The sequence below is a fragment of the Vibrio sp. ED002 genome (assembly GCF_023277445.1).
Taxonomy (GTDB): Bacteria; Pseudomonadota; Gammaproteobacteria; order Enterobacterales; family Vibrionaceae; genus Vibrio; species Vibrio jasicida.
In genome coordinates this window covers 1,262,752-1,283,820 of the sequence record NZ_CP080239.1, presented here as the reverse complement: position 1 = coordinate 1,283,820, position 21,069 = coordinate 1,262,752, and the positions used below count along the sequence as shown (strand labels likewise).

Below are 21,069 nucleotides of genomic sequence, written 5' to 3'. Positions count from 1 at the left end.
ACCCACAGGTATATTGTGACTTTGCTGCATAATCTAAGAATTAGTTTGATGAGCTCTAAATGAAAGGCGAGTTATTCAACAAACAGCGCACTTGTTACACCGCCATATCGACAGAACGGTGACGGAAACCCGTTATTTTGCAAACCATCATCAAGTTGTCTTGATTAGTTCACATCCGGCTCCCAGACTGTTCCTATAGTTTGAAGTAAATATGAAAGACCCTGCGTATGAGAAGCGCAGCTGTAACGCGGCTAGGCATAAAAACAAAAAACGCTAGGGAAAAAGCGAATTTGTAATCTCAACATTTAAGGAAGACCAAGATGAAAGCGGAAAAAGTAGCAGTTGTTACTGGTGCGGCTCGTGGTATTGGCCAAGCGATTTGTGAGCAATTACTGGAAGATGGATTCCATGTTGTCGGGCTAGACATATCGCCTGTGGAATGGAGCCAGTCGGCGCAGCTAAGCAATTATCAAGTCAACTTGTGCGATGCAGCAGCTGTTAGCGAAGTGGTAGACAGTATCGTAAAGCAGCATGGAAGAATCGATGCGCTGGTTAACAATGCCGGTATCACGCGAGATGCCTTGTTGCCAGACATGCTAGAGCAAGATTGGGACAGCGTTATCGACGTAAACCTAAAAGCGGTGTTCTTGCTTACTCAACGCGTCGCGCCAGTGATGCTAGAGCAGGGCACAGGCAGCATTGTCAGCATCTCTTCTATTGTGGGTACGGATGGCAATATCGGCCAGAGCAACTACGGCGCAAGTAAAGGCGGCGTTATTTCTATGAGCAAAGGCTGGGCGAAAGAGCTATCAAGAAAAGGCGCGCAGATCCGCGTCAATTGTGTTGCACCAGGCTTTATCGCCACCGATATGACCAAGAACCTGCCAGAAAAAGTGATTCAAATGATGGAGGGCAAAACCCCATTAGGTCGAATGGGCTCAGTACAAGACATCGCCAATGGCGTCTCCTTCTTAACCTCCGACAAGAGCGCCTACATCACAGGCCAAGTACTCAAGATTGACGGCGGGTTAGTGCTTTAACCTTCAACACTCGCCTCAAATAACAAACGCCCTTTACTTATGTGAAGGGCGTTTTTGTTGGGGGGAGTCAATTGAGTTACTGGCTAACAGTTGCCCCAAAGCTGTTTATCTCAAGATTCCTGACCACTTTCTCATGTCAGTTCTTGACCTACATATACTAATAGCAGATTATGAGCCTAGTTGAGCACTTATGGTTATACAGACATGTTCTGCAATTTATGAGTGGAAGGAAGAATAAGACCTCTAGAACAGTATGTTGCTGTTATGGTGTCTGTATTTTCTGAAAATATTATGAAGACAATGAAGGAAGTTATAAATTGACAACATCATTAAGAGAACAAGCTTTAAAATTTGGTAAAATTAAAGAAGTTGACGGTGCGGCAATTATACTTCATGCAGATGTTCTAGAGTGCGAGTTTCAAAGTATAAAGCACTGCGCTGAGGTTGGTGCTTATGTTAACTGTGGCGGAGCGCACGGTAATACAATTTGTACCATAAGCAAAGTTCAGATCACTGAAATTGAGAGAACAAAAAGATCAAATGATGGGTTTGAAATTGTTAGGGAAGAGAGGAAAGTAGTAACGCTTTCAATATTGGGTTGTGCTATCAATGGTAAGTTTAATCGAGGCACCAAACGTCTTCCCACAATAAATTGTGATACATACTTTCTTAGCAGTGACCAAGTAAACCAATTAATAGGCATAGACCTAAATGAAGACAAAGAGCACTTTTGTGTTACTGATTCAAACGATGACGATCAAACGTATTTAAACTTAGATAAGCTAATGGGGCGGCATACCGCCATATTGGGTACTACAGGCAGTGGTAAAAGTTGCACCGTTGCATCGATAGTTCAATCGATATTATCAAGCTATGAGTGCCCCAGAATATTATTTTTTGATATTCATAATGAATACCCTTCAGCATTTGGCTATAACGATAAAGATCCAAACGAAGACTTTAAAAATAGAACAAATGCAATTCCTTGGAATGATTTTACACTTCCATACTGGTTTTTAGATTTAGAAGAGTTCTTCGGTGTTTATAATCTTGAGCCTGGTTCTAATCAGAAAGCTATAATAAAAAGGCTTATAACGAAACAAAAAGAAATAGAAGCTAAAAAGCAAAATATTGATAGTGTGGTAGTTTCTGCAGACACACCAATTTTCTTCAGTATTGATACTCTTTTGGATGAAATAATAGCTGAAAAGGACTCTCAAAGTAATGCTACTAATAAGAAACCTTATGAGAGTATTATTCTTAAACTCCAAGCGGTGCGTCATGATACTCGTTACTCATTTCTTCATCGAAAAATTGATAATGAAACATCAATAGTCGAATATTTTGAATTTATTTTAGGCTTATCTGAATCTGAAGCATATTTAAACATATTAGATTTAAGTGGCTTGCCAGCAGAAGTAAGAGCTGTTTGTGTTGGCGTTATTTCAAGACTATGTTTCGACTTTAAATATTGGGATTTAGACCCTGAAAGCATCCCTCTTAACTTAATACTAGAAGAGGCTCATACCTATATTCCAGAAGATAGCGATTCAAAGTTCAATATAGCAAAAGAACGAGTTGAGAGAATTGCAAAAGAAGGGAGGAAGTATGGTGTTGGTTTGACCGTTGTTACTCAACGCCCATCAAATGTTTCAACAACTGTCTTATCTCAATGTGGAACATATATAACCCTTCGACTTACCAATGATCTAGACCAAAACAAGATTAAAAGGCTGTTGCCAGATACATTAGCTGGTCAAGTTGACTTCTTACCTAGTCTTAGAGACGGTGAGGCATTTGTTTCTGGAGACTCAATTAATTTACCAAGAAAAGTTCAATTTAGGGTACCTAACCCAATGCCTAGAAGTAATGACGTTAGATATCATAAATCTTGGAAACTAGGGAAGCCTGAGACCTATTCATTAAAAGCCTTAGTTGACTCTTGGCATAAGCAGGACAAATCTAAATGAAGATTGACTCGATAAAACTTTGTGGTTGGCGCTCATATGATTTAAATGGCGTTTATATAAGCGGATTAAAGTCAATCAACCTAATTATTGGACCAAATAACTCAGGGAAATCTAATTTAGCCAAGTATTTTAATTACTTAAAAAGTATAGCTAGTGAGAATCTGACTACTGGAACTGCGATTTCAGTTGCCACTGAACTTGATGAAAGCCAAACATGGGGTTGGGGAAAGGAGAAAATTAACTGTGAAATTTCGCTTTCAAATGATAATGTCTTCACGGAAGATGATAAAATTTCTTATACAGTAAGTGACCATAAAGTTACGTTAGATTGCTACCATGACGTTAGTTCTAATACATCTGTTTTGAACATGAAGGTTAATGGTAAGCCAATCTTCAATGATAGTAATTTAATCTGTTCTGATTTGGAAGAAAATACATGGATAGACCCGACTGACGATGTGGCAGGGTTTAGTGATAATGAGTTTTATTGGAGATGCTTCTTAAATTCATTAGTATTTGTTGATCCTATTCGACATTATTCGCGAAATTCGAATAATGAGCAAAGATACTATTTTGATGGCGCAAAAATTATTGAAGAGCTTGATAAGTTAAGACTAGACAGAGCAACTCCATCAAACTGGGCTGGATATAAAAAACAAATTAAGCAGTGGCTAACTGATATTTTATCTGAGGAAGTAACTAATATTGAAGTTGTAGATAAGGATTTAAATCTTGAATTTGAATCAGGGCTATCCTTTTCTTTAGATCAGTTAGGTACTGGGGTCTCTCAAATAGTAATGTTGCTATCACATCTTTGGATTAACAAGGAAGTCAATTTAAACGTCTTTCTCGAAGAACCAGAAGCCAATTTACACCCAGAAGCAGTAGTTAAACTTATAAGTATTTTTGAGAAAGAGCTAATTAATCATAGATTTTTTATTACGACTCATTCTCCATCCCTTATTGACTGCCTAAATGAAAACTGGGCTGTATACAGAACTTTAAAATCGCCCAATGGGGCAAGCTCAATTACCCCAAATGACAATGTAATCAAGTATTATGAAACATTAGATTCATTGGGCGTAAAAGCTTCTCAAATACTTCAAGCTAATACTGTTTTATGGGTTGAAGGGCCTAGTGATAGGATTTACTTGAAAAAATGGATTGATATATATTCTGGCGGAGAACTGAAAGAAGGGAAGGATTACTCCTTCCTGTACTTTGGTGGTACAAACTTAGCCTCTTTCACAGTACTAGATGATATTGGTGAAAATCTAATTAATATTTTAAGCACCAGTAGGAAGGCATGCTTGATTGCCGATTCTGATTGTTCTTCGCAAGAAGACCGAGATGATGAGGGTTTTAAAGCATATCTAAGTTCTATGTTGAATAGACTTCGAACAGTCAATGCTGATAATGCTGGTTTAGATTCAACATTAGATGATTATGTCAAAGTGTGGATTACGGAAGGTCGTGAGATTGAGAATTATATTTGCAAAGATTTACTCTTTGATATTTTAACTAGCCAAGGTTTCAAGCGTGAATCAATTGGTCAGAGAAATAACCTTAAGAAACTGTCGTTAAAATCAACTCAAGCTTCAGACTTTATATTCGAAAAATTTGATTCATTCGATAAAGCTATTTCCGATTGTTATCAATTTGATGATAATACTCAGCTAGATGCCCCTTCATTGAGTAATATTGCTTTAAGTTATGCAAGCAAAAAAGTACCTATTGCTAAAGCAGTAGTCGATAAGCTCGATAAAACACATTGTTCGATGCTTGGCCTAGAAAATAAACTGAAAGATTTAGTTGATTTTATTCGGAAATAGTTCGGTTGGAATCGGCCATTAAGTTGGGTTCGTAACAGCTTGCTCGGCTCCACTTTGTTTCACTTTTTAGCAAGCTATTACTCACCTTTCCTGATGGCGTTAATCCATAGAAATTGTTATACGAAACTGACGAGTTAATGCTTTAACTCGGATATGTCCACTCACTTAGTCAACAAGGCTCGGCCGAATGTGTGCTAGGCTGAATCACCTTTGCCTCAAGATAACGCAGAATTTACAGAGCTACTCAGCGCCGATATTTGACTTACGACAATGCAATCACGAAATTAGGAGTGAACATGGATACTATTGAATTCCATCTAACTAAAGCTGCAATTCATTATCTATCAGAGGAATACAGTGATGCAGAAAGCATTTTCGATAAACTCTCTTCTGATGGTAACCTGGAAGGGACCTACCATTTAGCTAGCATGCATATTCTATCGCTAGCCTCTAAATCGAGTGTTCGCAAAGGTATCGAGCTCTATCAAAGAGCAGCGGAAGCTGGGCATGTTAATTCTCAAGTCGAGTTAGGTAAAATCTATTATGAAGATATTTACCGCAAACCCAACCTAAAGAAAGCCAAGCACTGGTTTGAACTCGCAGCAAGCGTTGGTAATCCAGAGGCTCAATTAAATCTGGCCCTTATCTTGTTAGACAAACCAGACTGTTACGAGCGAATTTTCGACTTACTCTCGAAATCTTCTGAACAAGGTAACGCAAAAGCCAAATCATGGTTAGCCATTATGTACCACGATGGGCTAGGAGTAGAGTCGAATAAAGAGCAATACTTCAAATTACTCAAAGAGTCGGCCAAACAAGGTGATATTGGTGCGCAAATAGACCTCGCTGAGCATTACAAAAAGGGCGATGGTATAAGGAAGAACCTTAAAAGTTCATTCAAGTGGTATCTAGTAGCCGCAAAACAAGGGGATGCTGAGGCGCAATACGAAGTCTCTAATTGTTATGAATTTGGCTATGGTGTTGACGCTGACGAAAGCGAAAAAATCAAATGGCTATATAGTGCCGCAGAATTAGGTCACATTGATGCAATGTTTGATGCTGGTCTTACCATGCTTAATACAGATAAAGACAAAGGCATCGAGTACATACGTTGCTCGGCAGAGAATCACAATGCCGAAGCACAATACACGCTTTCAGAGTTTTACCGAGATGGTGAGTATGTTCAGAAGAACATCAAGAAAGCCAATTATTGGTTCAACAAATCCCAACATGCACGCTAATAGCATGATATGTCCCACCCAAACTGGACAGAATGTTAAGCCAGTTTGTTATACCTGAGCTAATTCATTAGTTGCTAAATTAGTAAAGTTACTGACAAGGTTCTGTCCAAAACCTTCACAGACTGAATTTATACCTGTTGTGATCACCAAACACGTAAATCGATGATAAAAAGCCCTTCCTACTTCTAGGAAGGGCTTTTTTCTTTTGTTTTAACTATCTAGGTCGGCCGCCATTCAATACAGAACAGCGAGTCCTACTGGCCAAAGTAATGAACCTAAAGTTACTCAGTAGGCAGTATGGTGACTGGGGTGAAAGATGCCACCGCGTTGCCACCTGCGCCAGGGCGGTCAACATAAGGGGTTTTCTGCAGTAGGGTGTAGTACACGTCTACAAAGTCATCATCGTTAACCAAGATATTGTTTGGAATCAACTCAATGATTTTGCTGGTGATCTGAGGGATGATCACATAACCCTGTACCTCTGGATCAGGGATCATCTTCAGTACTTCTTCTGCGGCTTTGACCAGCAGTTTTGCAAGCTCTTTATAGTTAGTGCCGTCATCGTGCTCCATCAGAATAATGTCTGCTGCGCCCCAGCGGTAACGAGGCCAAAAAATGATGGTTTGATTTGGGTAATAGGTTTGCTTGTCGTAATCCAGATAAGGCATTTCAACTAGGTCAATCTGCGGTTCTAAACGGCTGGCATCAACGCCCGTTACGATCGCGTAGATTTCGGCTTTACCTGAGATCCAAGGTTCTCTATCCACCGCTAAACGAATCTTCGTAAGCTGAGTCGTGTTCAGTTCTTCCGGTTCTGATTCGGATATAGAGTGACGAGCCTTGCCGATTAGAGGCTGTTTTTGAGGGTTTCCGGCATTGTCTTTACCGTCGGCATTAATTTGGGTAGTCATGCCAAACTGGTTCAGCTCTGCTTGCATTGCCATCAGGCCAGCTTTGAGCTCTTTTGCGCCATCACTGTCAATCACGAAGACAGGGACGTCCGGCATTTGGTAGACGTCTAACTCATGAACTTGCCCGTACACGTCATACGCTTCAATGTATTGCCAATCGGCATCGTCACCGGATGGTTCGAATGCGAACAGCGGGCTTTTGCCATCCTTCCAAGCGTCAATCATGGTTTCATCAGCCATGCGGATTTCAAGAACGGAATCACTGAAGTTATTGATACCTTTCACCTTGCGATAGCTAAGATCGGCTTTTTGCATCTCTCTAGAGAAGGTCGAGTAGGGCTGAGCTGAATTCAACTTGTCTATCGGCAAAGATAAACTTTTTTCGGTGATCTGAGCTTTCAAAGAAGACTCAAGATCGGCGTAGCTGGCACTGATCTGCAATGCTAACGATTGTTTTTGCTCAGCAACGTTGGTTGAGGTTAATGACGAGGTAGTTGTGTTGATGCTGTCTGCATAGGAATGGAAGCCAACCACCGTGGTAGCAAGCGCCATACTGATCGAGAATGATGGTCTCATAAAAAGTCCTTATTTTAATTTTTATCACTAATAGAGTATTTACCCTACGAGGATTAACCTATCAATTTCGTGAATGTGTGCAAAATTTAGTCTGGACTTTTTGTTTAAGTGTGTAGCACAAGATCTCAATTTGATTAAATTCTATAAAATTTATTGAGTGCCAGCTTGATATTTAATGGTTTATAAATTGGTAAATAAGGAATTTGTGGCGTTATTAACTGCTGAATCTGTCTGTGTATCAGCTATCGGAATCGTTTTATGGAGCCGCTAGACAATAAGAACCATTGTGGTTTTTGATCACCGTTAGGTGCTTAAAGCCTTGCACGATAAGGTCCGCATCTTTCAATTCATCTTCTCTATGGCTAGTGGGTAGTGCGACCGTAAAGCATCCAGCTCTTTTCGTTGATAATACGCCTGAGGGGGAATGTTTGAACGCTAATTCAAGATGGGAGAACGGGCAGGGGATGGTACACACAGCTTAAAAGCCAACAGTCATAGCTGTTGGCTTTTTTGAAGGGCTAGTGAATCAATTGATATAAGTTGGATACTCGCCGTTTTTCATTCTCGCCTCTATTTGATTTATCACTTGTGGCAATTCTGCAATGGTCTCAATAACGTAGTGCGCACCAGCGGCGTAAAGCACTTTTTCTGCGGCTTGTTTTCGTTGTTCGATTTCTGTTGCTGTCATTGCTTGGAACTCTTCTGGCGTCGCTCCGAACTCGTTACCTGATACAGATAGACCAACCGTCCACATGCCTGCGTTTAGTCCTTCGTGAATACCAGCGACGGCATCATCAATCTTCACGCAATTGCTGACGCGTGTTACGCCCAAATCAATAACGTTCTTTAGGGCCATCCATGGGCCTGGGCGAGAGCCTGCTGCAATTTCATCGCTCGCAACCACACAATCTGGCGCAGATATCATCGTGGAGCTGGGAAGCTAGTACTCCCAACAAGGACTCCGAATACATTAGCGCAAACCAACTCCGTTATGACTTAATTGTAGTTGTAATAAAGGGGCGGACCATACATTTTTGTGGGACAACAATATTGGGTTGTGGGTATGCGATTTCTCCATCAGAAGCTAGAAACATTCACTTTTCCGATATCGAATATTAGCGTTGTTACGATTGTGCGAATGATTCTCGCACATTTAGAGCAAGAGATTAAATTTTACCTTTCAAGTTATTGAATTTATAGAGAATAAAATTTAATGAAGAAATGCATATCTATTATTTTTACTTGGTGTATAGTGTCGGCAGCTCAAACGGTGAGTTATTGATAATATATTTAGTTCAAGATCTTCTCAGTTTTTTCGATTAAGTTCGTCATATCTATCCTGCGATACCTTATTCTTTATTCCTTATTTAGTAGCTTTCTTTTTAACTTAATCAATGTATCGAGATATATTATGTCAAATAAAACAACTGGCTCAGTAAAATGGTTTAACGAATCTAAAGGTTTTGGATTTATCACTCCTGATAACGGCGGTTCTGACCTGTTTGTTCACTTCAAATCAATTGTTAGTGAAGGCTTCAAAACATTATCTGAAGGCCAAAAGGTTTCTTTTGTTGTTGAGCAAGGTAACAAAGGCCCTCAAGCGGGTAACGTTACGTTAGTGTAAGACATTTCTAAAAAGTCTCTTCTGTCGAGGAGACTTTTTTACTTTACGTTTAATAAAGATCCCGAAGGTTCGAAATACGAATAAAAATAAACGTTGGGATCGATAAGGTAAGAAGTAACATGAGAAAACCAGTAAGAAAATCAAGCAAGAAAACACAGAAAAACAACTTCGAAGAACGATTCGCTGCGATGGTAAAAGAATACCAAGAAGCGAAAGAAATTCTCGATTCTATGACTGAAGGTTCATCAGAATATTTAGCACAGAAAAAATCATGCGATAAACTTTTTGCAAACGCTGAACGATACATCAATAAAAAATAATGAATTGAAATGGCTTTATTCTAACTTGAATAAAATTAACTAAAATTATTTTGCTTAGAATCACTACATTTTTAAAAGCCTGAGCCTCAGTTTTCTGCAATCGTTGGTTCAATCTGTGTTGATCTCATTTAGAAAAATCATTGAATTACTGTTGCCCACTTATGTTCTGACTTGTGTAGTATCATTGTTGTTTTCATAGCCAATATGAACGCGGTGCGAAATTCAGTAAACCACCAAAAATAGGATGATATATGAGCAAGCTACCTAAACCGACACAAAAGCAGAAGCAATTTAGTATTAATCCGAAAGGGAAAGGGGTTAAGCGGATACCGGAAGAGTTGAAAACAATGGGTGTTCGCAAACGCATAGAAGAGATTGAGGAACAAAAAGAATGGGATAAGGAGTGGGGACTATGAGCTCAAGAAACCTCTCTGAACTTATCAATACGACACTCCTCTTACACTCCGAAAAGCTGAGTAACTTGGACCGAGACATGCTTACAGGTTTACGAGATCAACTTAATCGTGAGCAAGCGTTGTCAGACAAACAAGTTAAACTGTGTCAAAGGCTACTACGAAAAACGAATCAAACCTGTGTATTTATTCATGACGTTCCAAACGAATCATGATTGCTAGCAAACGTCAGTCTTCACTGCTATCTACCCAGCCATCATCAAGCGTCATTCGACTTAGCATCTGATCCATTAAATCTTTAATCTCAATTTGCATTGCGCCCTCTGGCGCATGATGCTCAGCTGAGCGCTTGGCGTTTGTTAAACTTTTCATGAAGATAGCTTCGCTATCCATCACGGCGTGTTTCGCGTTGAAGTAAGTGACCTGATAGGTCGGCATGGTACTATTCCTTTTGTGGGGACGTGGTGATGTGACGCTTTCAATATAGCATTGTTTCACACTTAAACGTTCGAACTGACTTGGTTTCTTGCCAAAAGCTGACTAGGCAAACAACTGATTATCAAGGAGTATGGACGGAAAATACCCATCACACAATGGTTATTACCTCGCCCCATAAGCCTGCGCACGACGAGTATGTTTCATCGCTTCCCACTGTTTAAGCAACTTAACGTTCCATTTGCCATAATATTACGTGTGTCCCAGAGATGTCGTGGTTGTTATCCCCAAAGCTTGTCTGTTGAAAAGCATCGTCTTTCTATGAGCTATCTTGTGCTTGTGGCGTTTCTAAGCTCAGAGGTGATCCATTCGGTGTTTTACACATCTTATTCGTACACAACTATCTTATTCAGCTCTGACTCCAATTCAGTCATCGGTAATACTAACTTTTCTTGCTAAAAAGGTAGAAAAGTTTATAGTATTATTAAGTTGAAATTGAGTATCATCATGCAATTACAGAAAAAAAAATCCAAAGTATCGCTAAACATTAAAATTTCATCAGACTTAGATTATCGTCTTAAACGAGCTAGAAAAGCAGCACGTGAACAGGGGTTGATGTTCAACGTATCTCAAGAAGTTGAAAAGTTTCTTGAGAAGGAAATAAAGAAAGTTGAGCGCCATCTATCAATAGATGAAGAGATTAAGGATAACTTAGAGGAGCTTGGTGGTCTAAATATGGATAAGCTTATGAAATCAATGGATTAATGAAAAGCACTTAAACTAGTACTAATTAGAATAGATAAGCTTGGAGATGATTATGGGAACGATAATTGGGTTACTGATTTTGGCTGTGATCGATGTGCAGCTAAAGCGTAATAGCGGGTTGCATTTGCATCAATGGATCGCAAAAAAATACAGTGATTATCAAAAAAACAAAAAAACACCTTTATGACTTACCAATGCCACTGAATTGATTTGAGCCGTATTTCTATTAGAAAAATGCTCAAAAATAAAATCCAGACTGGTAGGTTTACAGAGGACATTTTTGTGGTCGAGTACTTACTATACTTGCTCTAATTTGTAGCAGTTCTAACTCAAAAATGTCCTAAAATGAGTTCCATCGAACATCGCTATTGAAGACAAAAATCGCCCTTAACGTTATCGTCAAGAGCTTGATTCACTCACCCCCAAACTACCTTTGACGCACGTAAGTCGTTTTCACTAACGTATCTAAAATAACCTCGCTTTTCGTCACTTTGAAGTTGAGTGGTCGTTCCAAATCACCAAACAAAGGTGCGCCGCCGCCAAGTAGGATAGGGAAGCGCGTGATCACCATTTCATCAATAAGATCTTCTTTTAGGAAGTTCTGAATCGTCACACCGCCGTCGATGTAAAGCTCGTTAAAACCTTTTGCATTTAGGTCAGCAAGCACATCTTTTAGCTCGCCTTTTACTAAAAAGACTTTGTCTTCGTAGCCTTGTGGCACTTCTGTCATGGTGTTGCTGAGTACGAACACCGGTTTGCTGTATGGCCAATCGCAATCAAAGCTCAGCACTGCATCCAAGGTATTGCGTCCCATCACCAAGCCATCAATGCGTTCCATCAGTGAGAAGAAGCCAGTATCAATATTGTCTGGGTTTGGTACTGAATGTAGCCAGTCTAGTTTGCCCTGTTTATCTGCGATGTAACCGTCCAGACTGGTTGCAATAAATACGATATTTGCCATGAGTACCTCATTAAAATGTTGGTGCTTGAGCCAAGTTAAAGGTTAGGTTAAAATTAATTCTACAATGTAGAATAATGCTGAGTTTATCGGGAAGATCAAATGTCTGTCAACGAAAAGAAACGCGGAAGACCCGCCGCCAAGCAGTCGCAGCTAAGCGCAGAAGGCATCTTAGAATCGGCCAAGCTATTGATGAAAAAGGATGGAAAGGTACCAAGCATTCGCTCGTTAGCGACGCAATTAAATGTCGATCCTATGGCGATCTATCACTACTTCAAAAATAAGAATGCTTTGCTTGAAGCGTTAACCACATCGCTGGTGGAGGAAATTTATCAACCTCAAATGAATGAAGATTGGCAAGGTGAACTCAAAAGCTTGTCTGTTAGCTACATTGCACTGCTGCGTGAGTACAACGGGTTGTTGCAAACCATGTTGAGCATGACATCCCATGGCCCAGCTCAAGTGTTTACCGAGCGTTATCGAATCATTGTTCAGCCTTTGGGTTTATCCCCGCAAGTGGAGAAAGACAGTTTGGACTTGCTGGCGGATTACCTACATGGGTTCGCGTTCTCAATCAGTTGTTGTCACGATGCAAGCTTGATTAAGACTGAGATGATGGATGGACCGCTGAAGCTGATTTGTTCCTCGTTGTTGGTATCTCGAACCTAGCTCACATTAACGTGTACTTTTTTACTTATAGCGTGAAAGAAATTCCCATAACCAAAGGTTCTAACTAAAAGAGATTGAAGGACTTTTATTTGGCGAATTCGACCTAATATCTTGAATAGGCTTTATCGTATTTGGCGATTGGGACATTTGATTATGCTTGCTGGCGTGATTAGGACGTCAGTTCGAAGATGCATTCAAACACAATAAGGGATAACAATGACTAACGAATATACTCCACCAAAAGTTTGGACAAACGACAACGAAAACGGCGGCCAATGGGCAAGTATTAACCGTCCAGATTCTGGTGCACGACATGAGCAGGCGCTTCCAGTTGGCGAGCACCCATTCCAGCTTTACTCAATGGGTACGCCAAATGGTCAAAAAGTCACGATCATGTTTGAAGAACTGTTAGCAGCAGGTGTAACGGAAGCAGAATACGACGCGTATTTGATCAAGATTGGTGATGGTGATCAGTTTGGCTCTGGCTTTGTGTCGGTGAACCCAAACTCGAAGATCCCTGCACTAGCGGATCATTCCGGTGATGAGCCAGTGAACGTATTCGAATCTGGTAACATCTTGTTCTATCTCGCGGAGAAGTTTGGTCACTTCCTACCACAAGAAGGTGCAAAGCGCGCTGAAGTCATGAACTGGTTGTTCTGGCTACAAGGTTCTGCGCCATACCTGGGCGGTGGTTTTGGTCACTTTTACGCATACGCACCAGAGAAGTTCGAGTACCCAATTAACCGTTTCACGATGGAAACAAAACGTCAGCTAGATGTACTGGATAAGCGTCTTGCGAACAATGAATTCCTTGGTGGCGATGAGTACAGCATCGCTGATATCGCAACTTGGCCTTGGTACGGCAACCTAGTCTTGGGTCGTGCTTACGATGCGGCTGAATTCCTAGATGTAGCAAGCTACAAAAACGTCGTGCGTTGGGCAAAAGCGATTGATGAGCGTGAAGGTGTTAAACGTGGTCGCATTGTTAACCGCGCATGGGGTGAAGAGTGGGAGCAAGTGGCAGAGCGTCACAGCGCATCAGACATTGATGCGGCGCTGGCGAAGAAGCCTGAATAATTGCCCTTTCTGAATGAGTAAAAAGGAATGCTTCGGCATTCCTTTTTTTGTTTCGTCGAGAGGCGTACGCAAAGTAATAAGTGATCGCCTTGAAATAAAGCTGCGTAACAAAGGATGTCATAGGACTAAGTCCGTTCCAGTGGTGAGTTAGAATCCCTTGACCAATAACTCATTGCTTTATTCGCCCCAACACCTTTGCGTTTGGGGCTTTTTTATGTGTAAGAACGGAACTTATTGATTCGCAATACAATACGGTGACGAGCATAAAAAACGAGCGCCAAATGGACGCTCGTTTCTCATATTGATGATATAAAGCTTTTGCTAAGCAACGGAAGGTTTCTGCATTGCGTTTTGATACGCCGGTAATTCTGATCTTAAGCCTTTAATCAAGCTCACACACATGACCAATAAGACTAAGGTGAATGGTAAACCCGTTGCGACAACGCCAGATTGCAGTGCTTGCAGTGCCTCTTTACCACCAATCCAAAGCATGACGGCAGCGATAGAGCCTTCAATACATGCCCAGAAAATACGCTGTGGTACTGGTGCATCAATTTTGCCGCCAGCGGTGATGCTATCGATAACCAGCGAGCCAGAGTCTGATGACGTAATAAAGAACACCAAAATCAGAACGATAGACAGGATTGAAATGACTGAACTAAATGGCATGGCGTCGTACACATGGAACAACGTCAGTGAGATATCGGTTAAGCCATTTGCGCCTAATTCACCGACTTTATTGACGACTTGGTCGAGTGCGATACCACCGAATACGGCCATCCAAACTAAGGTTACTGTGGTTGGAATCACGATAACCGCGAAGATAAACTCTCGAACGGTACGTCCTTTCGATACACGTGCGATAAACATGCCCACGAATGGTGACCAAGATACCCACCACGCCCAATAGAAAACAGTCCAACCGTGCATCCATTCAGTGTCTTCACGACCAACAGGGTTGCTGAGTGCAAAGATATTCTGTGCGTAAGCGACAGTGGTATCCCAAATGGATGTTGTCGCGATATCGAAGCTAATGAACATCACGAACGCCAGCAGTGCAAAAGCCACCGCCATGTTGATGTTACTCAGTAGTTTGACACCTCCATCGATACCTCGGATCACAGAAAGTACTGCGATAAAAGTAACGAATGCGATAACAATCATTTGCGTACCAATGCCACCTTCTAAACCAAATACATGGTTAATGCCACTGGTTGCTTGTTGTGCACCTAAACCGAGAGACGTCGCTAGACCAAATAGAGTGGAGAGTACCGCTAGAATATCGATAACGTGACCTAACCAACCCCAAGCGCGGTCCCCAAAGATTGGATAAAACGCTGAGCGCAAAGAAAGTGGTAAACCTTTATTAAAAGCGAAGAAGGCCAGTGAGAGTGCAACAATGGCGTAGATCGCCCAACCGTGGATGCCCCAGTGGAACATGGTTGCGGCCATCGCAAGTGATTTTGCTTCTTCGGTATAAGGCTCTACGTTGAGAGGAGTACCGAACCAATTGGTAAAGTAAGCGGTTGGTTCTGAAACACTCCAGAACAACAGTCCAATACCCATACCGGCAGCAAAAAGCATAGATAACCAAGAAATGGTTGAGTGTTCTGCAATGGCGTCTTTACCGCCGATTCTAATTTTTCCGAGGGGAGAAAAAAGAATCGCGATAGCGAATAAGATGAAGAAGTTTGCTGACCACATAAAGAACGAGTCGAAATCTGAAATGATGCCGTTCTTTAGGCCGTTTAGGGCATCACGAGCAGTCGCAGGGTCAACAATGAGAAGAGAAGCAAGACAAAGAAGAACAAGACCAGCACTAATTCCGAATACTGGGTTGTGGATATCGAATCCCCACTTTTGAACGTTGTCTTGGCCAACCTGATAGTCGGTGGTGTCGATACTATATTTTTTTAGTGCATTATCCATAAATACAACATGTACGCTTTTTAAAAGTGCTGTCCTTTCTCAAGAAAAACACCAAAACCGCCCTCCATTTATTTTGAGTTCAAATTAAAAAATGCGACGAGATAATAATGTTTTATGTAAAAATATGCAAATTTACGCTTTTTTTGTCCTTTTATGCGAGTTTTGACCGTGCATTTAGGCTTGGAAAGTTATGAGGTGTAATGTTTTGATGTGTAATCTTTTTGGGTCTTGAGCACAGAGAGTAAGGGCTAAAAGGACGGGGCTAAGATGGAAAGTTCAGCTCTTTGCTATTAGCGCTTTGGTATTTTGAATGGTGATAAATGTTAGTTGTCTCATATGCTTGACTAGCGTATTCATATGCCGGTTTTGTGTGCAATATTCTACGGACATCGCATTCTTTTCGACAAACATCGAGTAAACGTAACGAATCGTAACAGAGCTGCTGTAACTGAACAGCGTTTCAATATACTCCACTTAGTTTGTAAGCCACAGAAAGCTGCTATGAGAAAAAACACTTTAATCAATGCTACGTTAGCGACTGCTCTGACTGCAGTATCTACTTTTAGTTTTGCTGCACCTACCGTTGTTCCTAATGCTCCGGAGCTTAGCTCACGCGGTTACGTTTTAATGGATTACCACACCGGAACTGTATTGGTAGAAAGAGACGCAGATAAGCGTCTTAACCCCGCAAGTTTGACCAAACTGATGACCGCCTATGTTGCTGGTCAGGAGGTTAAATCAGGCAACATCAGTCTGGATGACGACGTGGTGATCAGCCGAAATGCATGGGCAAAAAACTTCCCAGACTCTTCAAAAATGTTCATTGAAGTGGGTACCTCTGTTTCTTTGTCTGATCTATATCGTGGTTTGATTGTTCAATCGGGTAACGATGCCAGTGTGGCTATCGCAGAACACGTTGCAGGCAGTGAAGCTGGGTTTGTTGGATTGATGAACAGTTGGGCGAATCAGCTTGGTTTATCAAACTCTGCATTTACCAACCCACACGGATTGGACAGTGATGGTTTGTATTCGACACCTCGTGATATTGCGACTCTCGGCCGTGCCATCATTCGTGATTTACCAGATATCTACCCGTTGTACAGCGAGACTTCGTTTACTTACAACGGCATTACCCAATACAACCGGAATGGCTTGCTACGCGATCGCAGCATGAGTGTGGATGGCATGAAAACCGGTTACACCAGTGGCGCAGGTTACAGCCTTGCGACGTCGGCAACTAATGGTGACATGCGTTTGGTCGCGGTTGTAATGGGCGCAAAAAGCCCAAGTGTACGTGAGTCAGAAAGCAAACAACTACTGAGTTATGGCTTCCGTTTCTTTGATACGGTTGTACCAACTGAAGCTGGTAAAGAAGTATCAACAGCGCGCGTTTGGATGGGCAATCAAGATGAATTGAAAGTCGGCGTCGATCGCGATATTTATCTAACGCTACCAAAAGGCGATGTAAATAAGCTGCAAGCGGAAGTTGAATACAACGGCGATTTAATTGCCCCGATTCAAAAAGACCAAGTGGTTGGCAAGGTTTTGTATAAGGTCGACGGTGACGTCGTGAAAGAAGCTGAGCTAGTGGCGTTAGAGCCCGTTGATGAAGGCAGTATCTTCAAACGTCTAATGGATTGGTTTAAGCGCTTGGTCGCGAGCTGGTTCTAAATCTCGATTACACGCAAATTGATTTACTAAGGCGGCCGAAATGGTCGCCTTTTTGTTTTGAGCACTCATTAAGAGAAACATTCAGAACAAAAAAACGGAGTTACGTGTGCGCAAGATTTTATCTTTGGCCTTGGCTTTTTCCCTTACTGGCTGTGTGCTGCCGCAGCATCAACCAGTCGATTCTGAGCAATGTGTTGGTGTTATGTCATCGCAAGATGCTTATGGATACCTCAACCCAAATCACTACACGATGCAGGTACTGGCACTCAAAAAAGAAAAGGATGTCAAAGAGTACATTCGCTACATCGATCCGAAACATCCGGTTTGGGTGAACTGGAAAAATAGCCGTGGTACACGATGGTATACCGTGACGGTTGGGGATTTCAAAACCAAGCAAGACGCTTATAACGCACTGTCTTCGTTGCCAAGCCGCGTTAAGCAATCTTCCCCGTTTGTGCTGACGTTTGGTGAAATGCAACGCAAGCAAGAGACTAGTGTGGTGCGAATGCGTTAATACCTAGGCTTTGATTCGATTAGGGGGTTGCACACAATTCAGAGTCTTTCGATACATCGGTAAGGCTCTTTCTATTTTTCAGAACGCCACTTCTTCAATGTACGCGCAAGATCACTGATCTGACGTGCTTTTCACTTTACTTCATATCGAGTATTTTCTAGTCTTCGCGTCCCACTTTTTCGTTGGAGTCACCATGAAGCAAGAAATGTACACCACCTACGCAAAGCAATACGATTTAGCCGCGCAAGATAATCTGTACAACGCGCATTTTGAGCGTCCAAACACCCTTGAACTAGTCGGTGATGTGGCAGGCAAAAAGGTGCTGGATTTAGGTTGTGGTTCTGGTATTTACGCGCAGCTTCTTCTTGAGCTGGGCGCAAGCTCAGTAACCGGCATCGACGCTGCACAAGAGATGATAGATATCGTAAAAGAAAAGTTAGGTAGCTCGGTCACCGCTTACGCGCAAAACTTGGCGCTCGGTTTACCTGAAGAGACGGACGGGCAGTACGATTTAGTCATTTGCCCGCTGATGGTTCATTACATTGAAGATCTTCGTCCCTTGTTTAACGATATTCAACGAGTACTAAAAGCCGGTGGTCAGTTTGTCTTCTCAACCCATCATCCATTTGCGGATTTCGAATGTTCGGCTTCTGGTAATTACTACGATAAAGAGCTGGTTGAAGATATGTGGAATACGGTAGGAGAACCGGTTCCTGTGGCATTCTACCGCCGCTCATTACAAGACATTACCGATGCTATTACGGGCAGTAACATGGCGATGCTGGCGATTTCAGAAGGTAAGGTGAATGAAAAGATTCGTGAAATCTCTCAGGAGCATTATCAACGTTTGGCGACGTTCCCGAACTTCATCTTCATTAAATGTGTAGCGCTGAGCTAGTAAAATCAGTGAGTTCAGATAGAAAAAACGGAAGCGCAGAGGCTTCCGTTTTGTGATCTTAGCGTTGAGCTTAAAGTGCAGCGAGAATGGTTTCTGCTTTGCTCGCTTCGAATGTTTTTGGCTCTTCAATATTCAGCGTGGTTACTACGCCATTTTCAATGATCATTGCGTAACGCTGTGAACGAACACCGCCAAAGCCGCCCGTGTCCATTTCTAGACCAATTGCTTTAGTGAAGCTTGCATCACCGTCACCCAACATGAGTAGCTCAGAAGCATTTTGCGCTTCGCCCCAAGCTTGCATGACAAAGGCATCGTTGACCGATACACAAGCAATAAGATCAACACCTTTCGCTTTCAGTTGGTCTGCTAATACAACGTAGCCAGGTAAGTGAGCTTCAGAGCATGTTGGCGTAAATGCACCTGGTACCGCAAACAACACGACTTTCTTGTTGGCAAACAGTTCGGTTAGTTCGTGATTTACCATGCCATCCGCAGTCAGTTCGCTAAGCGTTGCGGCAGGTAGTACTTGGCCTTGTTGAATCATCATTTTCTTCCTTATTTGGGTAGCTTTATATAGCTCACTCAGTCTAGCGCCAAAAGTGTTTGCTAACCACAGACGAATTGTAGGGGCATCATTGACTTCATAAAAACAAACCGCCTCTGTGGGCGGTTTGTTTATTCTCTACATCGCGTTCAAGTAAGACTTATAAGAGTGAAGGCGAACCGTTGCTGCGCCAATTACATCAATGAAGCCAAACAGGCTGTGTGGTTTATTTGCGGCAATCCACGCTGAGCCAGTTGCACCGATTGGGATGGATTTGCCTTCTGGTTCGAAGATTTCCAAAATCACAGTACGACCATGGCTACTGGTGTTTGCTCCCACGTGCTGACGAACACTTTGCGGCCCTTGCAGAGGAGAGACAGAAGATTCTCCGGTACCCGCCGTGATACTGTGCACGCGCGCACGGAACACTTCACCAGGGTATGCGTCGACGTAAAACTCAGCAAACTGCCCCGCTTCAACGTAACGATAAGTTTGGTCAGGGATGCGCATTTCTAAAAACTTACGTGAGGTGTCGTATATGTGCATGTTACCCACACGGCTGCCGTCAGCGACGTTAACAACGGCTACTTGGCCATCATAAGGCGCTCGTACCGTTTTACGCTCTTGCTCAAAGACAGTCTTCTCAAGGTCAGCATGGAGTGATTTTAATGACGCTTTGGCGACGCGTAATTGTGATTCGTAGTATTCCAGATCGCGGCCTTTGAAGATTTCTGGTGAAGTTTCACCACGCACGATGTCACGCTTCAACTGAGCGATGGTCTCTTCTTGCTGCACAATCCCAGCCTTAATCTTCTCGACGTCGGCTTGCGAAGTGGTATCCACTAAGGTGTAAATCACATCGCCTTTCTTGACTCGTTGGTTGTGCTGCACATTGATGTGGTCGATTTGCTCACGAAATAGGGGAGACAACACTGAGTGTGGTGCTTTGACTGTGGATGAGTAAGTGAGATCAACCGGAGCCCACAAACGGGATAGAATCCCCAGCACTACAAGAATGAACGCGCCGCCAGAAATAATCCAAAACGCGCTTTTAAGTGTCCATTTGATCGCGCCAGTAGAGACCAAAATCCACATGATCAAAATGTACGGAATCATTACCTCTTTCATCGGTTATTCCTCCGTTGCTTTTGCTGGCGTTTGGGGTTGTGTTGACAGGCGGCTATTGCGAATAATGCTGCTAAGTGATTGACCAATGTGTTCCCAGTTAGCGAACGCAATGATAAGTGCCAATACCCACCATGCTTTATGGATGAATAAACCACATAAAGACAAAGCAAAAACCAATTGAATGTGAGAACTTTTCTTTTCTTCCGCTCGGTGCACTGCAACTTCATGGATCTGCCATAGCAAATAGATAACAAAAAGGACAAGGGCTATGGTGACAGAGAACAGATACCCGCTGAAGTATTCAGAGTTAAAGATCACCATCATGGTGTCGTTGGGCGTGTTGGTAAATAAACTCATATCAATGTCTTTTGAATTGATTGTACCTATAGGTGCAAGCAAATAAGCACCGCAAAGCATCAGAGCCATGAAGATCGAGAACTTTAATAGCACCATAAAAATCGCAAATATCACGCGACCCATGGCTTTTATGACGTTCATAGTTATACCTTTTGTCGATGTTTGGAGGGTAGAACGTTGAGCGAGTGATGGTTGTT

General features: G+C 42.1%; 21 protein-coding genes and 1 pseudogene. 13 read left to right on the top strand and 9 right to left on the bottom strand.

Annotated elements, in window-relative coordinates:
* The first annotated feature begins 320 nt into the window (after positions 1–320).
* The 4 genes from ITG12_RS22395 to ITG12_RS22380 all read left to right on the top strand — a co-directional run bounded on the left by ITG12_RS22395 (position 321) and on the right by ITG12_RS22380 (position 6,083).
* On the top strand, positions 321–1,040 hold the full coding sequence (locus ITG12_RS22395; RefSeq protein ID WP_045399130.1) for a beta-ketoacyl-ACP reductase: 720 nt from the start codon (positions 321–323) through the stop codon (positions 1,038–1,040).
* 317 nt (positions 1,041–1,357) lie between these two features.
* Entirely contained in the window at positions 1,358–3,010 is a 1,653-nt protein-coding gene (locus ITG12_RS22390) for an ATP-binding protein (protein WP_248874060.1), read from the top strand.
* Positions 3,007–4,842: an ATP-binding protein gene (locus ITG12_RS22385; RefSeq protein WP_248874058.1), complete on the top strand. Its 1,836-nt coding sequence runs from the start codon at positions 3,007–3,009 to the stop codon at positions 4,840–4,842. Before ITG12_RS22390 ends, ITG12_RS22385 begins: the two co-directional genes overlap by 4 nt.
* Before the next feature lie 296 nt (positions 4,843–5,138).
* The gene (locus ITG12_RS22380; RefSeq protein WP_248874056.1) at positions 5,139–6,083 is read left to right on the top strand and encodes an SEL1-like repeat protein; all 945 of its coding nucleotides are present in this window, start codon (positions 5,139–5,141) and stop codon (positions 6,081–6,083) included.
* Between the two features lie 281 nt (positions 6,084–6,364).
* On the opposite strand, the gene ITG12_RS22375 is transcribed toward ITG12_RS22380, so the two are convergent.
* From ITG12_RS22375 to ITG12_RS22365, 3 genes and pseudogenes are all read right to left on the bottom strand, one after another.
* Positions 6,365–7,570: a DUF3103 domain-containing protein gene (locus tag ITG12_RS22375; protein WP_248874054.1), complete on the bottom strand. Its 1,206-nt coding sequence runs from the start codon at positions 7,568–7,570 to the stop codon at positions 6,365–6,367.
* Positions 7,571–7,826: 256 nt separating this feature from the next.
* Positions 7,827–8,009: pseudogene (locus ITG12_RS22370) on the bottom strand (haloacid dehalogenase); the annotation flags it as partial.
* A gap of 87 nt (positions 8,010–8,096) precedes the next feature.
* Complete coding sequence (locus ITG12_RS22365; protein WP_081635057.1) at positions 8,097–8,495, bottom strand: HAD-IA family hydrolase; 399 nt, start codon at positions 8,493–8,495, stop codon at positions 8,097–8,099.
* Between the two features lie 486 nt (positions 8,496–8,981).
* On the opposite strand from ITG12_RS22365, the gene ITG12_RS22360 reads away from it, so the two are divergent.
* The 3 genes from ITG12_RS22360 to ITG12_RS22350 all read left to right on the top strand — a co-directional run bounded on the left by ITG12_RS22360 (position 8,982) and on the right by ITG12_RS22350 (position 9,930).
* Positions 8,982–9,194, top strand: a complete 213-nt coding sequence (locus tag ITG12_RS22360; protein ID WP_038865127.1) for a cold-shock protein — start codon at positions 8,982–8,984, stop codon at positions 9,192–9,194.
* A 119-nt stretch (positions 9,195–9,313) separates the two neighbouring features.
* A complete protein-coding gene (locus ITG12_RS22355; protein WP_248874052.1) occupies positions 9,314–9,514 on the top strand; it encodes a hypothetical protein in 201 nt (66 codons plus the stop codon).
* A gap of 251 nt (positions 9,515–9,765) precedes the next feature.
* Entirely contained in the window at positions 9,766–9,930 is a 165-nt protein-coding gene (locus ITG12_RS22350) for a hypothetical protein (RefSeq protein ID WP_164492023.1), read from the top strand.
* 225 nt (positions 9,931–10,155) lie between these two features.
* On the opposite strand, the gene ITG12_RS22345 is transcribed toward ITG12_RS22350, so the two are convergent.
* Positions 10,156–10,365: a hypothetical protein gene (locus tag ITG12_RS22345; protein WP_248874050.1), complete on the bottom strand. Its 210-nt coding sequence runs from the start codon at positions 10,363–10,365 to the stop codon at positions 10,156–10,158.
* 504 nt (positions 10,366–10,869) lie between these two features.
* Between ITG12_RS22345 and ITG12_RS22340 the strand changes: the two genes are divergently transcribed.
* Positions 10,870–11,127, top strand: a complete 258-nt coding sequence (locus ITG12_RS22340; RefSeq protein ID WP_038865133.1) for a hypothetical protein — start codon at positions 10,870–10,872, stop codon at positions 11,125–11,127.
* Positions 11,128–11,554: 427 nt separating this feature from the next.
* Here the strand turns inward: ITG12_RS22340 and ITG12_RS22335 are convergent, their stop codons facing one another.
* Entirely contained in the window at positions 11,555–12,088 is a 534-nt protein-coding gene (locus ITG12_RS22335; protein WP_237303879.1) for a dihydrofolate reductase family protein, read from the bottom strand.
* Positions 12,089–12,187: 99 nt separating this feature from the next.
* On the opposite strand from ITG12_RS22335, the gene ITG12_RS22330 reads away from it, so the two are divergent.
* Both ITG12_RS22330 and yghU read left to right on the top strand, forming a co-directional pair.
* Positions 12,188–12,754, top strand: a complete 567-nt coding sequence (locus ITG12_RS22330) for a TetR/AcrR family transcriptional regulator (RefSeq protein ID WP_237303878.1) — start codon at positions 12,188–12,190, stop codon at positions 12,752–12,754.
* Between the two features lie 216 nt (positions 12,755–12,970).
* Positions 12,971–13,831, top strand: a complete 861-nt coding sequence (gene yghU, locus ITG12_RS22325; protein ID WP_063344760.1) for a glutathione-dependent disulfide-bond oxidoreductase — start codon at positions 12,971–12,973, stop codon at positions 13,829–13,831.
* Positions 13,832–14,152: 321 nt separating this feature from the next.
* Here the strand turns inward: yghU and ITG12_RS22320 are convergent, their stop codons facing one another.
* The gene (locus ITG12_RS22320) at positions 14,153–15,760 is read right to left on the bottom strand and encodes a BCCT family transporter (RefSeq protein ID WP_038865139.1); all 1,608 of its coding nucleotides are present in this window, start codon (positions 15,758–15,760) and stop codon (positions 14,153–14,155) included.
* A 501-nt stretch (positions 15,761–16,261) separates the two neighbouring features.
* Between ITG12_RS22320 and ITG12_RS22315 the strand changes: the two genes are divergently transcribed.
* The 3 genes from ITG12_RS22315 to ITG12_RS22305 all read left to right on the top strand — a co-directional run bounded on the left by ITG12_RS22315 (position 16,262) and on the right by ITG12_RS22305 (position 18,843).
* Positions 16,262–17,431: a D-alanyl-D-alanine carboxypeptidase family protein gene (locus ITG12_RS22315; protein ID WP_042602584.1), complete on the top strand. Its 1,170-nt coding sequence runs from the start codon at positions 16,262–16,264 to the stop codon at positions 17,429–17,431.
* 106 nt (positions 17,432–17,537) lie between these two features.
* Positions 17,538–17,945 (top strand): SPOR domain-containing protein, encoded by a 408-nt coding sequence (locus ITG12_RS22310; protein ID WP_248874048.1) that lies wholly within the window; start codon positions 17,538–17,540, stop codon positions 17,943–17,945.
* A 193-nt stretch (positions 17,946–18,138) separates the two neighbouring features.
* Positions 18,139–18,843: a class I SAM-dependent methyltransferase gene (locus ITG12_RS22305; RefSeq protein ID WP_248874046.1), complete on the top strand. Its 705-nt coding sequence runs from the start codon at positions 18,139–18,141 to the stop codon at positions 18,841–18,843.
* 70 nt (positions 18,844–18,913) lie between these two features.
* On the opposite strand, the gene ITG12_RS22300 is transcribed toward ITG12_RS22305, so the two are convergent.
* The 3 genes from ITG12_RS22300 to ITG12_RS22290 all read right to left on the bottom strand — a co-directional run bounded on the left by ITG12_RS22300 (position 18,914) and on the right by ITG12_RS22290 (position 21,013).
* Positions 18,914–19,387: a peroxiredoxin gene (locus tag ITG12_RS22300; protein WP_248875074.1), complete on the bottom strand. Its 474-nt coding sequence runs from the start codon at positions 19,385–19,387 to the stop codon at positions 18,914–18,916.
* A 138-nt stretch (positions 19,388–19,525) separates the two neighbouring features.
* A complete protein-coding gene (locus ITG12_RS22295) occupies positions 19,526–20,515 on the bottom strand; it encodes an efflux RND transporter periplasmic adaptor subunit (RefSeq protein WP_038865143.1) in 990 nt (329 codons plus the stop codon).
* Between the two features lie 3 nt (positions 20,516–20,518).
* Complete coding sequence (locus tag ITG12_RS22290; protein WP_349292941.1) at positions 20,519–21,013, bottom strand: magnesium transporter; 495 nt, start codon at positions 21,011–21,013, stop codon at positions 20,519–20,521.
* Between the last annotated feature and the right edge of the window lie 56 nt (positions 21,014–21,069).